The 13,534-nt window shown below is 69.2% G+C and carries 12 protein-coding genes; 7 read left to right on the forward strand and 5 right to left on the reverse strand.

All coding sequences use genetic code 11. The annotated features are described in order from the left end of the window. Positions 1-22 precede the first annotated feature (22 nt). Together CU254_RS12970 and entS are read right to left on the reverse strand one after the other, a co-directional pair. Entirely contained in the window at positions 23-829 is an 807-nt protein-coding gene (locus CU254_RS12970) for an alpha/beta fold hydrolase (RefSeq protein WP_009076315.1), read from the reverse strand. Continuing rightward, entirely contained in the window at positions 802-2,058 is a 1,257-nt protein-coding gene (gene entS / locus CU254_RS12975; RefSeq protein WP_199785891.1) for an enterobactin transporter EntS, read from the reverse strand. The genes CU254_RS12970 and entS overlap by 28 nt, the downstream gene beginning before the upstream one ends. Positions 2,059-2,125: 67 nt before the next feature. Between entS and CU254_RS12980 the strand changes: the two genes are divergently transcribed. From CU254_RS12980 to CU254_RS12990, 3 genes are read left to right on the forward strand one after another with little or no spacing between them, the layout of a single operon-like run. Continuing rightward, positions 2,126-3,667 (forward strand): (2,3-dihydroxybenzoyl)adenylate synthase, encoded by a 1,542-nt coding sequence (locus CU254_RS12980; RefSeq protein WP_037717059.1) that lies wholly within the window; start codon positions 2,126-2,128, stop codon positions 3,665-3,667. Next, positions 3,664-4,647: an iron ABC transporter permease gene (locus tag CU254_RS12985; RefSeq protein ID WP_009076318.1), complete on the forward strand. Its 984-nt coding sequence runs from the start codon at positions 3,664-3,666 to the stop codon at positions 4,645-4,647. The genes CU254_RS12980 and CU254_RS12985 overlap by 4 nt, the downstream gene beginning before the upstream one ends. Next, entirely contained in the window at positions 4,644-5,627 is a 984-nt protein-coding gene (locus CU254_RS12990) for an iron chelate uptake ABC transporter family permease subunit (protein ID WP_009076319.1), read from the forward strand. The genes CU254_RS12985 and CU254_RS12990 overlap by 4 nt, the downstream gene beginning before the upstream one ends. A 7-nt stretch (positions 5,628-5,634) precedes the next feature. On the opposite strand, the gene CU254_RS12995 is transcribed toward CU254_RS12990, so the two are convergent. Next, positions 5,635-6,912, reverse strand: coding sequence for a salicylate synthase (locus CU254_RS12995; protein ID WP_050788164.1), 1,278 nt, complete (start codon positions 6,910-6,912; stop codon positions 5,635-5,637). Beyond that, complete coding sequence (locus CU254_RS13000; RefSeq protein WP_009076321.1) at positions 6,909-8,189, reverse strand: lysine N(6)-hydroxylase/L-ornithine N(5)-oxygenase family protein; 1,281 nt, start codon at positions 8,187-8,189, stop codon at positions 6,909-6,911. Before CU254_RS13000 ends, CU254_RS12995 begins: the two co-directional genes overlap by 4 nt. A 297-nt stretch (positions 8,190-8,486) precedes the next feature. Between CU254_RS13000 and CU254_RS13005 the strand changes: the two genes are divergently transcribed. The 4 genes from CU254_RS13005 (at position 8,487) to CU254_RS13020 (ending at position 12,551) form a co-directional block, all read left to right on the forward strand. Next, positions 8,487-9,239, forward strand: coding sequence for an SDR family oxidoreductase (locus tag CU254_RS13005; RefSeq protein ID WP_086024971.1), 753 nt, complete (start codon positions 8,487-8,489; stop codon positions 9,237-9,239). Further along, on the forward strand, positions 9,236-10,009 hold the full coding sequence (locus tag CU254_RS13010) for an SDR family oxidoreductase (protein WP_009076323.1): 774 nt from the start codon (positions 9,236-9,238) through the stop codon (positions 10,007-10,009). Before CU254_RS13005 ends, CU254_RS13010 begins: the two co-directional genes overlap by 4 nt. Before the next feature lie 53 nt (positions 10,010-10,062). Then, positions 10,063-11,367 carry an MFS transporter gene (locus CU254_RS13015; RefSeq protein ID WP_009076324.1) on the forward strand — a complete coding sequence of 435 codons (1,305 nt, stop codon included), beginning with the start codon at positions 10,063-10,065 and terminating at the stop codon, positions 11,365-11,367. A gap of 197 nt (positions 11,368-11,564) precedes the next feature. Then, the gene (locus CU254_RS13020) at positions 11,565-12,551 is read left to right on the forward strand and encodes a chitinase (protein ID WP_199785892.1); all 987 of its coding nucleotides are present in this window, start codon (positions 11,565-11,567) and stop codon (positions 12,549-12,551) included. A 391-nt stretch (positions 12,552-12,942) separates the two neighbouring features. On the opposite strand, the gene CU254_RS13025 is transcribed toward CU254_RS13020, so the two are convergent. Then, positions 12,943-13,506, reverse strand: a complete 564-nt coding sequence (locus CU254_RS13025) for a GrpB family protein (protein ID WP_009076326.1) — start codon at positions 13,504-13,506, stop codon at positions 12,943-12,945. Positions 13,507-13,534 lie beyond the last annotated feature (28 nt).

Consider the following 13,534-nt stretch of genomic DNA (forward strand, 5'->3'; position numbering starts at 1 on the left):
TGAGGCTTACCTTAGTATCTGCTCAGTCGGCGTGTCCAGCCGCGAAGAACGTGACGAGGGCTTCGTTGACCGCGTCCGGGCGTTCCAGGTAGCCGTAGTGCCCGCAGCCGTCGAGTTCGAGGTAGCGGGCGCCCGGAATGGCGTCGGCGACTTCCTTTGCCAGGTAAGGGGGAAGGCGCAGGTCGTCGGCGAAACCGATGACCAGGAAGGGGATTTCGATCGCTCGGTACGCGGGCAGCCGGTTCCCGGCGATGTCCAGGCGCAGCTGGGCGCGCAGCCCTGGCGTCCAGATCGTGGGCGACATTTCGAAAAGGTCGAGCCAGTCGGTCATCGCCGCGTCGTCGTTGAGCGTCCTCGGCGAAAGGTTCTGCAGCGCGCGGGTGACTGCTTCGTAGCGCGGCGGCAGGTTCGCCTCGCTGTCGCGCAGTTCCCGTTCGGCCGTGCCCATCGCGCGGCGCAGGACGTCCGGTCGTCCTCGGGTCGCCATCGCGGCGGCCTTGGCGACGAGTTCCGGGTGCGCCAGCGCCAATTCGGTGACGACCTGCGCGCCCATCGACGTGCCGGCCAGCCGCGTCGGGCCGAGATCCAAGTGCGTGATCAGCTCGGCGGTGTCCGCGACGAGGTCGTCGATGGTGAAATCCGTTTCCTCGCCCGAAAAACCGCGGTTGTCGAAGGTGATCACCCGATACCCGGCTTCGACCAGCGCGGGCACCTGATGCAGGTGCCACACCCGGCCCGCCGCCGCGGTGCCTGTCACGAGCACCACCGGATCGCCGGAACCGTTGTCGGTGTACGAGAGCTTCACGCCGTTGACGGCTGCGACTGGCATCCTTCTCCTTGCAGTGTCGCTCGGCGCAGTTTCGGCATCATGACCGCGACCAGCAGCACCCCGGCAACGCAGACGAGGCCGCCGCCGACCACGGCGCCCGAACTGCCGAGCAGTTTCGAGACGAGCCCGGCTTCCGCGTTGCCGACCGCCGGGCCGGTCGTGGCCTGGGCTAGCCAGACGCTCGACACCCGGCCCTGCAGCCGATCCGGCGTGTAGTGCTGCAGCAATGCGCGCCGCAGTACCTCGGAGATAGCGTCCGCGGCACCCGCGATCGCCAGGAACAGCAACCCGAGCCACAGATATCCGGAGAGACCGAACGCGGTGATCGCCAAGCCCCACAAGAGAACCGAACCGATCAGCGCTCGTCCGCTGTGCCGCGAGCGGCCGGTCCAGCCGCTCATCAGCGCACCGAGGAACGCGCCGACCGCGGGCGCGGTGTAGAGCAGGCCGACGGTCGACGGGCCGCCGTGGAACACCTCGATGCCCAGCTGCGGGAACAGGGCGTACGGCATCGCGAAGACCATGGCCCACACGTCGATCAGGAGCAGCCCGGCCACGACCTGGTTGCGTCGCACGAAACCGATTCCCTCGGCCACCGATTTGAGCGGGTGCGCGGGCTCTTCGTCAGGTGGCAGCGGCGGGATCCGCCACATCAGCGCGACGCCGGCGAGGTAGCCGAGCGCGTCGATCCCGAAACAGGCGGCCACGCCCGGCCCGGCGGCGACGAGCCCGGCGATCGACGGGCCGATCATCGCGCCGAACTGGCTGGTCACGGTGAACAGGGCGCCGGTCGCGGCGAGCTGGCGCTGGTCGACCAGCGCGGGCACGACCGCCATCAACGCCGATCCGCCGAGTCCGTTGATCCCGCCCGCGAGGACTGCGGCGGCATAAACGAACCACAGCATCGGATGGGGCAGGGCCGCGTTGATCGCCAGTCCGGCCAGCACGACCGCGACGACCGACCGGGTGCCGAGCACGAGCGCGCGCCGGTCCATGCGGTCCGCGGCGACGCCTCCGGCCAGCAGCCCGGCGAGCAGCGCCAGCCCGAACACGAGACTGACGAGCCCGACCTGTGCAGACGATCCGGTGAGCTGGTACACGTGCAGGTTGATCCCGACGTTCGTGAGCGCCGTCGTGACCACGGTCAGGGTCTGCGCCGCGAAAATCCGCCGGAAGCCCGGACTGGTGCGAAGCGGAGTGACGTCGATGACAAGTTCGCCGAGACGCACTAGCACCTTCCTTCTCTAGTGTCGGCTAGCCTAACCTAAGTTTCCGTCCAGAAGACAGGGAGTGGCGATGCTCGAGGGGTGCGTGCCCTGGCCGGAGGAGCTGGCGCAGCGATACCGGAAGGCTGGCTACTGGGCCGGTCGGCCGCTGGACCACCTGATCCGCGACGGCGTTGAGCGGCATCCGGATCGTGTCGCACTGGTCGGCGCGGACGGCGCTCGCTGGACCTATGCGGAACTGGACGCGTGGATCGGCCGGGTAGCAGCCGGACTCGCACCGTCGATCGCGCCGCGGGAACGCGTTCTCCTGCAGTTGCCGAACATCCCGGAGTTCGTCGCGGTGTTCTTCGCATTGCTGCGGATCGGCGCGCTGCCGGTGCTCGCACTGCCCGCGCACCGGGAAGCGGAAATGGTGCCGCTGGCCGAGCTGAGCGGGGCTGTCGCGTACTTCGTCGCCGACGACGACAGCTTCGACTACCGCGCGCTGGCGCGGGCGGTCACGAAGGCGGTGCCCGGGATCCGGCAGGTGTTCGTGGCGAACGACGAGCTGCCGACCGCGGACCCCGTCCCGTTGCCTGAGCCGGATCCCTCGGACGTAGCGCTGTTCCTGCTGTCCGGCGGAACGACCGGCACCCCGAAGCTGATCCCGCGCACCCACGACGACTACTCGTACAACGGCCGCGCCAGTGCGGAGGTGTCCGGGTTCGACGAGTCGACCGTGTACCTGGTCGCGCTGCCCGCGTCGCACAACTTCGCGCTGTGCTCGCCCGGACTGCTCGGCGCGTACGCGGCGGGCGGCACGGTCGTGCTCGCCGCGGATCCCAGTCCCAGCACGGTTTTCCCGCTGATCGAGCGGGAAAAGGTGACGGTCACCGGAGTGGTGCCGCCGATCGCGCTGATGTGGATGGACGCCGCGGAGTTCGCCGACGAGGACCTGTCCAGCCTGCGGCTGCTGCAGGTCGGCGGTGCGAAGCTGAGTGCGGAACCTGCCGCGCGGGTGCGCCCGGTGCTCGGCTGCGGGTTGCAGCAGGTGTTCGGGATGGCCGAGGGACTGCTGAACTTCACCCGCCTGGACGATCCGGAGCACCTGATCATCGAGACGCAGGGCCGTCCTTTGTGCCCGGACGACGAGGTGCGCGTTCTCGAGAACGGCGAATTGCTCACTCGCGGGCCGTACACGTTGCGGGGCTACTACCGCGCCGAGGAACACAACCAGCGTTCGTTCACCGAGGACGGCTTCTACCGCAGCGGGGACGTCGTACGGCAGCTGCCGACCGGGCACCTGGTCGTCGAGGGCCGGGTGAAGGACCAGATCAACCGCGGCGGCGAGAAAATCCCGGCGGAGGAGCTGGAGAACCACCTGCTCGCGCACCCGGCGGTGCACGACGCGGCGGTGGTCGGGATGGCCGACGAGGTGATGGGCGAGCGCACCTGTGCGTTCCTCGTGCTGAAGGGCGGGGCGCCGACGCTGCGCGAGGTCAAATCCTTCCTGCGGGACCGCGGGGTCGCGGAATTCAAGCTGCCGGACCGGCTGGAGATCCTCGACGCCTTCCCGCTGACGAAGCTGGGCAAAGTCAGCAAGGCCGAACTCGCGCGCGGGCTGGCCGGGTGAGAGGTCGCACCACGGGCTTCGTCGTCGCGTGCGTCGTGCTCGTTCTCGTGGCGTTGCTGAGCATCGCCGTCGGCGCGCGGACGATCGCGCCGGGCACTGTGTTCCACGTGCTGTTCGACCGGGACGCCTCGGATTACTCTTACGTCATATGGGCGTTGCGGATTCCGCGCACCCTGATCGGGATCGCGGTAGGCGCGGCTCTGGGGGTCGCGGGTGCGGTGATGCAGGCGCTCACCCGGAATCCGCTCGCGGACCCGGGCCTGCTCGGCGTGAACGCGGGCGCCTCCGCGGCGGCCGCGCTTTCGGTGACCGTCTTCGGATTCACGGACCTGCGCGCGTTCGTCTGGTTCGCGTTCCTGGGCGCGGCGATCGCCGCCACCGTGCTGTACGCGATCGCCGGGCGGGGCTCGGCGTCGCCGGTGCGGTTGGCGTTGGCGGGCACTGCCGTGTCGGCTGCGTTGACCGGTCTCACGCAAGGATTGACGTTGCTCAATCAGCAGACTCTCGACCAGATGCGGTTCTGGACAGTCGGGTCGCTCAACCGCGCGGACGGCGCCACGCTCGTCCGGGTCCTGCCGTTCCTGGCCGTCGGACTGGTGCTGGCGCTGCTGCTCGCCCGGCCGCTCGACGCACTGGCACTCGGCGACGACGCCGGGCAGGCACTCGGCGCGCACCTCGGCCGGACGCGGGTGTTGTCGTTGGTGGCCGTGACACTGCTGGCCGGAGCAGCTACGGCAGCGGTAGGGCCGCTGGTGTTCGTCGGGCTCGCCGTGCCGCACATGGTCCGGGCGTTCACCGGCCCGGCGCAGAGATGGGTGCTGCCGTACTGCGCGGTGCTCGCGCCGGCGTTGCTGCTGGCGGCCGACGTAGCGGGGCGAGTGATCGCGCCGGAAGAAATCGACGTGGGGGTCGTGACGGCCCTGCTGGGAGCACCGGTCTTCATCTGGCTGGTGCGGCGGAGCAAGGCGGCTCGCGCATGAAGACTCGCCGATCTTTCGTGGTTTCGCTCGGACTGTTCGCCGGGGTTCTCGCACTCGCGGTCGTCGCGCTGGGCGTGGGAGCGATCGCCGTCGCGCCGCTCGACGTCGTCCGCACCTTGCTGGGCAACGGCAGCCGGTTGACGAACTTCGCCGTGCTCGATCTGCGGCTGCCGCGCGTGCTCATCGCCGTGTGCGCCGGGGCCGCGCTCGGCATCAGCGGAGCGATTTTCCAGAGCCTGTCCCGGAATCCGCTGGGCAGTCCGGACATCATCGGCTTCAACTACGGTGCGACAACCGGGGGGCTGCTGGCGATCCTGGCCTTCGGCGGCGGGCTGGCCGGGATCTCGCTGGGCGCGCTGGGCGGCGGTCTGCTGACGTCGCTGGCGGTGTACCTCCTGGCCTGGCAGCGAGGCGTGCGCGGGAATCGCCTGGTGCTGGTCGGGATCGGCGTCAGCGCGATCTTGCAGGCGGTCAACTTCTATCTGATCGTGAACGCGAAATTGGCCGACGTTTCGCGGGCGACGGTGTGGCTCACCGGCAGCCTCGACAACCTCGGCTGGGAACACGTCTGGCCCGCGGCGATCGCGCTCGCCGCCGTCGTGCCCGCTGTGCTGGTCGGCGCGCGGCGGCTGGACATCCTGGAAATGGGCGACGACCCGGCACTGGCCCTTGGCGTGCGCGTCGAGGCGAGCAGGCTGTACCTGCTGCTGGTCGGCACGATGGCCTGTGCGCTCGCAACCGCGGTCGTCGGACCGGTCGCGTTCGTGTCGTTGACTGCCCCGCAGTTGGCGAAGCGCCTGACGAAAGCGCCCGGTGCGGGGGTGCTGCCCGCGGCGTGGATGGGCGCTTTGCTGGTGCTGGCAGCGGACTTCACCGCCCAGCGCATCGCCGGCGCGGGGACGCTCCCGGTCGGGGTCGCAACAGCCGCGTTCGGCGGAAGCTACCTCGGCTGGCTGCTCTGGTACCGCCGCCGAGCCTGACCGGCGCTCAGGCGGGCACTACATACGGCGCGACACTGCCGAGCTTCTCGCAGGTCTCCTCCAGCTCCCGTTCCGGCGTGGACTCCGTGACGATGCCCGCTCCCGCGCGCAGCCACGCCTGGCCGTTTTCCTGATACACGGCCCGCAGCACGAGCGCGGCATCAAAGGAGCCGTCGTGCGCGGCGGTCACCACCGCGCCGGAGTAGAGACCGCGCACCTCGTCCAGGCGCGTGATCGCGTCGATCGCCTCCCGCTTGGGGATCCCCGACGCCGTTACTGAGGGGAACACGGCTTCCAGCGCGTCCCACGGCGTACGCCCTTCGGCGAGCTCTCCGCTGACGCTGGACGCCAGATGCTGCACGCTGCCGCGTTCCTTGATTCCCATGAAGTCCTTGACCCGTACGGAATCAGGGCGGCAAACGCGGAGCAGTTCCTCTTGGGCGGTCCGCACCGACACTGCGTGCTCGAAGATCTCTTTGGGATTCGATTCGAGGTCCTTGCGAGCTGCCGCGTCCTGCTCGCTGCCGCGCCCGAACGCGCGCGTGCCGGCGAGCGGCTGCGTCACGACGGTGCCGTCCGCCGACACGGTCAGCACGACCTCCGGGCTGAACCCGGCTGCCTCCGCGCCGTCGAGCCGCAACAGGAACGACCGTGCCGGAGTGTTCGCGCGGCGGCCCGCTTCGTAGGTCGAAGCGAGGTCCACCGGGAACGGAATCCGCACGCTGCGCGAGAGAATCACCTTCTGGTACCGGCCCCGCCGGATTTCCCCGAGGGCCCGCGCCACCCGTCCCCGGTACGCCGCGCCGCTCGCGCGGACGTCGATCGGCCTGCTCGGCGAATGCGGTGCGGGCGACGGTGCGTCGATGATTCCTCGCACCAGGGCTTCGTCCTCGCCGCGGATCTCCACCTCGTTCCCGGTGACGCGGACCTCCGTGCGGGGGACGATCAGCCGGACCAATTCGCCAGAAGGCTTGGGCAATCCCGATCCGGGCGGCAAAGCCGAGTATCCGAAGTGGACCCGGCCGTAGGCGCGCCACTCCGGGACCGGCAGCGTGGCGAGCGCTTGCTGCAACGCCGCGCCCGGCGAACCAGACCACTCCGTGTCGGACTCGACGACACCGCGGACTCGCACATGCGTGGAGTCCAGGGTGATCGCGGCGAGCGCCCCGCCTGCGAATGTCCAGGTTCCGCCGTTCTCGTACACCACGTAGTCGTCGTACCCGGCCCGCGCGAGCGCGGTCATCTGCTGCAGCGGTTCGGTTTGGCGAGACACCCTGACGGTCATGCCAGCTCCTTCACCGCGTACTCCGGGTCCCACTCCGTCGACGGGCGCCGGTCGAGGATCGAGGCGAGGATTTCGCCGACCCGGACTGCGGTGTTGGACAGCAGCGAGGACGTGATGCCGTGCGTGTGCTCGGTCCCGCCCTGCACGTAGATCGCTCCCGGCAGATCCGGGGCGACCAGCCGGTAGTCGCGTTCGACGCGCAACCGGCCGTGCTCGTCACGGCGGCACTGCGCACCGAGTTCGCCGAGCAGATCGCTCGGATCGGCGGGCCGGTACCCCGTCGCGCAGACGAGCAGATCGGCGTCGAGCACCGTCTTCTCGCCCGTGGCCAACGATTCCACCGTGACCCGTACTCGTTCGTCCTCGACGATCTCGACCGGACGGGACATGTTGAAGATCCGCAGCCGCTGGCGGCCCTTGACCGTTTCCCGGTACACGCGACGGTACAGGTCGTCGATCAGCTCCACGTCGACTGCGGAGTAGTTCGTGTTCCCGTGGTAATCCATCAAGCGTTGCTTGACGTCCTCCGGGGCGGAGTAGTAGGCGTCAACGCCCTCGGGATCGAAGATCCGGTTCGCGAACGAGCTGTCGTCTGAAGGGCTGTAGCCGTATCGCGCGAACACTGAGCAGATCTCCGCGTCGGGGAAGCGCTCGTGCAAAAAGGCTGTCGTCTCCGCGGCGCTTTGCCCCGCGCCGATGACGACGCACCGGCCAGGCGCGCGGACCGAGCCGATCCGGCGCAGCAGGTCGGCGTTGTGCCAGACGCGGTCGCTCGGTTCGATTCCTGCCGGGACGTTCGGCCGCAGTCCGGTGCCGAAAACCAGATTCCTGGCGCGGCGGACCTCGCCATGGCCGGTGCGGACCTCGAAACAATCACCGGTGCTCCGCACGGACACGGCTTCGCTGCCGTAGGCGACTTGGCCGCTGACCTTCGCCGCGGCCCATTCGAGATAGTCGTGGAATTCGACGCGCAACGGGAAGAACGTCTTGTGGTTGATGAAGTCGACCAGCCTGCCGTGTTCGTGCAGGTACGAGAGAAAGCTGAAGCGGCTGGCCGGGTTGCGCATCGTGACGAGGTCCTTGAGGAAGGAAACCTGCATCGTCGCATCGTCGAGCAGCATCCCCCGGTGCCAGCCGAAGGCGGGTTGCCGCTCGAGGAACTGCGCGGTCACCGGCGCTGCCGAGGTCCCGTTGTGCTCTGCCACCGCGATCGCCAGCGCGAGGTTGGAGGGCCCGAAACCCACTCCGACCAGATCGAACTCCGGAGGTGTCGCCATGCCAGTCCCATCTCTCTGCGCCAAGTGTAGGTAACCCTAGCCTAAGTTAGGTGGTCCTCAGTGCGCGCGTTCGAGTGTGACGCCGATCCCACGTGGCTGGCCGGACCTCCAGGCGGAGCCTGCCGGGGCGTCCTTGACGAGGTTTGGGTGTGCGTAAAGGGTTGCGGCACCGGTTACTGGCTGTGTTGTGACGGTCCGGGCGACGGCTGGAGGTTGCATGCGGAGGCATCCCCGTTATCCTGCGACTAAGCGGTCGCTTAGCGGTGGCTGTCCAGCGTCGGACAAGGAGACGGTGTGGTGGAGTCGTTCAAGGATCGTGTCGCCCTGGTGACCGGGGCCAGCCGGGGGATTGGGCTGGCCATCGCGAAGGGGCTCGTCGAGCGCGGGGCGAAGGTGTGCATCACCGCGCGCAAGCCGGAGCCGCTCGCGGAGGCCGTTGAGCAGCTGGGCGGTTCCGACGTCGCGATCGCGGTGCCTGGCAAGGCCGACGACGCCGCGCATCAGCAGGAGGCGGTCGCCGCCGCGGTCGAGAAGTTCGGCAGTCTCGACATGCTGGTCAACAACACCGGCATCAACCCCGTTTACGGGCCGACCCTGGACGTCGACCCGGCCGCGGCGAGCAAGATCTTCGCGGTCAACGTGGTGGCGCCGCTGTCGTGGATCCGCGCCGCGCGGGACGCGTGGATGGGCGAGCACGGCGGGTCGGTCGTCAACGTCGCCTCGATCGCGGGCATCCGCACCTCGCCGGGCATCGGCATGTACGGCGTCAGCAAGGCCGCGCTGATCCGGCTCACCCAGGAACTCGGCGCGGAACTCGGGCCGAAGATCCGCGTGAACGCGGTGGCTCCGGCGGTGGTCAAAACGCAGTTCGCGACCGCGCTGTACGAAGGGCGCGAGGAAGAAGTCGCGGCGGCGTATCCGATGAAGCGGCTTGGCGTGCCGGAGGACATCGCCGGGGCGGTCGCGTTCCTGCTGTCCGCCGAAGCGGGCTGGATGACCGGGCAGACGGTCGTCCTCGACGGCGGCGTGACGCTCGGCGGCGGTCTGTGAGCGCCGGAGTCGTCATCACCGGCGGTGGTGGCGGGATCGGGGCGGCGCTGGCGCGGCGGTTCGCGGCGGACGGGGCGCGCATCGTGGTCGCGGACCTCGACGGCGACCGTGCCGCCGAAGTCGCGGAGGAGGTGGGCGGCACGTGGTTCGCCGGTGACGTGGCAAGCGAATCCGGGGTGGCCGACCTGATCGACGCCGCCCGCGAAACGCTCGGCGAGATCGACGTTTTCTGCGCCAACGCCGGGGTCGCGCCGTTCGGCGACGCGCACGCGGACGAGGACGCGTGGGCGCTGGCGTGGGACGTGAACGTGATGGCGCACGTCCGCGCGGCGCGGTTGCTGCTGCCGGCCTGGCTGGAGCGCGGCGAGGGCCGGTTTGTCGCGACGGTGTCCGCGGCGGGCGTGCTCACCAGCCTTGGCTCGGCTCCGTATTCGGTGACCAAGCACGGCGCGCTGGCATTCGCGGAATGGCTGTCGGCGACCTACCGGCACCGCGGCATCACCGTGCAGGCGATCTGCCCGCAGGGCGTGCGCACCGCGATGCTCGAGGAGACCGGGGAACGCGGCAAACTGCTGATGGGCGCCAGTGCGATCGATCCGCCGCAGGTGGCCGACGCGTTGTTCGCCGCGATGGCCGAGAACCGGTTCCTGGTGCTGCCGCACGCCGAGGTCGCCGACTTCTATGCCTTGCGCGCCACCGAAACCGACCGCTGGCTCGGCGGGATGAACAAGCTGCAGCGGAAGATGGAGGAGCTGCCCGGCGACGCGTGACCCGATATTCTCCCCGGGCGGCATCGGGCCGCAGGGGAGAACAGGGAGCCGGAATGACCGCACCCGCGCGAGCCGATCTGTCGCGCATCGCCACCGCCAGCTTCATCGGCACCGCTATCGAGTTTTACGATTTCTACATTTACGGGACTGCGGCTGCGCTGGTGTTCGGGAAGGTCTTTTTCCCGACGTTTTCCTCGACCGCCGGGGTGCTGGCGTCGCTCGGCACCTTCGCGGTGGGGTTCGTCGCGCGCCCGGTCGGGGCGATCCTTTTCGGGCACTGGGGCGACCGGATCGGCCGCAAGTCCATGCTGGTCACGTCCCTGCTGGTGATGGGACTGTCCACAGTGGCCGTCGGAATGGTGCCGGACTACGGCACGCTCGGCCTCTGGTCGCCGATCCTGCTGGTGGTGCTGCGGTTCGTGCAGGGCATCGGACTCGGCGGCGAATGGGGCGGCGCGGTGCTGATGTCGACCGAGTACGCGCCGCCGGGCAAACGCGGCCTGTACTCGGCTTTCCCACAGCTCGGCCCGGCGATCGGGTTCGTGCTGGGCAACCTGCTGTTCCTGGTGCTGGACGCGGTGCTCCCGGCGGCCGAATTCCTGTCCTGGGGCTGGCGGCTGCCGTTCCTGTTCTCCGCGGTGCTGCTGGCGGTCGGATTCTACATCCGGATCAAAATCGCCGAGACACCGGTTTTCCAGGCTGCTCTGGACAAGGCCGAACAGGCGAAGGTACCGCTGTTTGAGCTGCTGCGGAAACAGCCGCGGGTATTGGTGCTGTCGACGTTGTCATTCGTGCTCGCGCACGCGCTTTTCTATACCGTCACAACATTTTGCCTTTCGATGGCGACGACCACGCTCGGCATTCCGCGCACGACTGTCCTGATCAGCCTGCTCATCGCGGCCGCCGTAATGGGCGTGGCGACGCTGGTATTCGCGATGAAGTCCGACCAATGGGGCCGCCGCCGGCTGAGTGCGGCGGCCGCGGTTTCGGTGGTGGGGTGGGCGTTTCCGCTGTTCGCCTTGCTGCGGACGGGAAATCCGGTGCTGCTGACGGTCGGCTTCGTCGGCGGTCTGGCGTGTTTCGCGATGCTGTACGGGCCGATGGGCGCGTTTCTGCCGGAGCTGTTCCGGGTGCGGTACCGGTATTCCGGCGCGTCGATCGCGTACAGCGTCGCCGGGGTGCTCGGCGGCGGGATCGTGCCGTTGATCTCGACCGACCTGTGGGCGTCGACCGGCTCGACGGTGCCCGTTTCGATGGTGCTGGTCGTGCTCGGGGTGCTCAGTTTCCTGTGCGTGCTTGCCCTGCCGGAGACCCGCGACCACGACTTCTCCGACGGCCTCGGCGAGGGCCGCCCCTGACTTTCGACCCCACCCGGGCGGGGGAAATCCGGCCGGACGCGGTGTTTCCGGTCTGGTGCGCCGTTCGGGCTGCGGCTCTTGACACGCCGATTTGGTCTAGTCCAGTGTGTGACGGCACCCTTCCGGGTGCACTCCTCCCGGGTTGATCCCGCCGCCTCAAACCGGAGGTGTTCCGTGGTGCTCGCAGGAGGAACACGATGAAATCAGTGCGTCGGCTGGCCGCGCTCGCGGCGGCGGCAGGGGCGGCTCTCGCGACCGCGGCCGGGGTGGCCACGGCCGCGCCCGCGTCCGCGTCCGGTCCGCAGCTCGCGGCGGCTCCGGACCCGGTGCTCGCTTCGCCGTACCTGTACCAGTGGGCGGGGCAGACCAGTGCGTCGGCGGCGATGTCCGCGACCGGGATCAAGACGTTCACGCTGGCGTTCATGCTGTCGGACGGCTCGTGCAACCCGAAATGGGACGGCGACCGTTCCCTGACCGGCTCGGACAAAACCCTGATCACCAGCATCCGCGACGCGGGCGGCGACGTCATCCCGTCCTTCGGCGGCTGGTCCGGGACGAAACTGGGCGCGAAGTGCTCGTCCGCCTCGGCGCTGGCCGGGGCATACCAGAAGGTGATCGACGCGTACGCCCTGAAGGCGATCGACCTCGACATCGAGAACACCGACGAGTTCGAGAACGCGACCGTGCAGGACCGGATCCTGAACGCGGTCAAGATCACCAAGCAGAAGAACCCGGGCGTGCGCGTCGTGATCACGATCGGGACCGAAACGACCGGCCCGAACGACTGGGGCAAGCGGCTGATCAAGCAGGCGAAGGCGATCGGCGCGCCGGTGGACGTGTGGTCGGTGATGCCGTTCGACTTCTCCAGCGGCGGCGACATGGCGGGCAAGACGAAGTCCGCGGTGGACGGTCTGGTTTCGCAGCTGAAGTCGACGTTCGGCTGGGACAGCGCCACGGCGTACCGCCACGCGGGCCTGTCGTCGATGAACGGCAAGACAGACAACGCCGGCGAGGTCGTGTCGGTGTCGGACTTCACCGCGATCCGCGACTACGCGACCAGCCATCACCTGGGCCGCTTCACGTTCTGGGCAACGAACCGCGACTGCTCGGGCGGCGGGGAGTGCAGCGGAATCTCGCAGCCGAAGTACGCGTTCACGAAGATCGTGGCCGGGTACCACGGCTGACCTCGCTCGAGCCCGGGTGGGAGTTTGGCGACGAGGCCGCCGTTCCGAGGGGTGCGGCCTCGTCGCCACCTGCCGTGCGACCGGCGAAGCTAGGCGCGATGGGGTTCGGAGCGGTCAGGGAGCCGCGTTCGGGTCGGCGGGAGTGGCTGGGCTGGTTCGGGCGCCGGGGATGACGCCGAGGCGGGTCCCGGTGGAACGGGACGAAGAGGCCGGTCCGACAGGCTGGCCGCGGCAACGGGCTGGGGTCGGCGAGGTCCGGCGGGACGATCGCCGAAGCGCACTGAATCGCCGAGGGATTGGCGTGCAGAGGTTGGCATGGTCGCGCGGTGGGGGCGCGACCATGCTGAGTTCAACGCGGCTCGAACAGCGATGGTCGCCCCTAAACCGCCCCTCAGCCGCCCAGACCCCGCCGCACGAAGTCTGTCTTCCCCGCCGTGTACTCCTCCCGATCCGTCACCTCCCCGGCCAACCGCCGCTTCACCTCCGCATACTCCGCCGCCAACCCGGGATCCGCCCGCAGGGCGTCCCGGAAGCGAAGCTGGGCATGCCACCTCGGATGTCCCTCCGGCAGCAAATGCAGATGCGCCACCCGACGCAGCCCCGACGCATCAGGCAGCACGAAGAACCGTCGCCAAGGGGCCGCGACATCCAGCGACGGCGGCACGAAACACCACCCGTCAGCGGAAAGCACCGGCACCACCGCCGAGACCGTCGATGGGGACAGATCCCGCATCGGGGCCATCACGTCGAGCACCGGTTTGGCTGCCAACCCGGGCACCGCGGTCGAGCCGACATGCTCCACCTGCCCAGGAGCGAGCCACGGAGCGAGCAAGCGGGCGACCTGAGCGCACAGGTCGGAGCCCCGCGTCGCCCACTTCGGATCCGGGGGATGGATTTCCGGCCGTTCATGAGCCCAAGCCGGAACATCGGAAGGCGAAGCCGGGGTCGCGAACATGCCCGCCACGCTAACCCCGGCCACCGAC

Origin of the sequence: Amycolatopsis sp. AA4 (assembly GCF_002796545.1) — a bacterium.
Taxonomy (GTDB): Bacteria; Actinomycetota; Actinomycetes; order Mycobacteriales; family Pseudonocardiaceae; genus Amycolatopsis.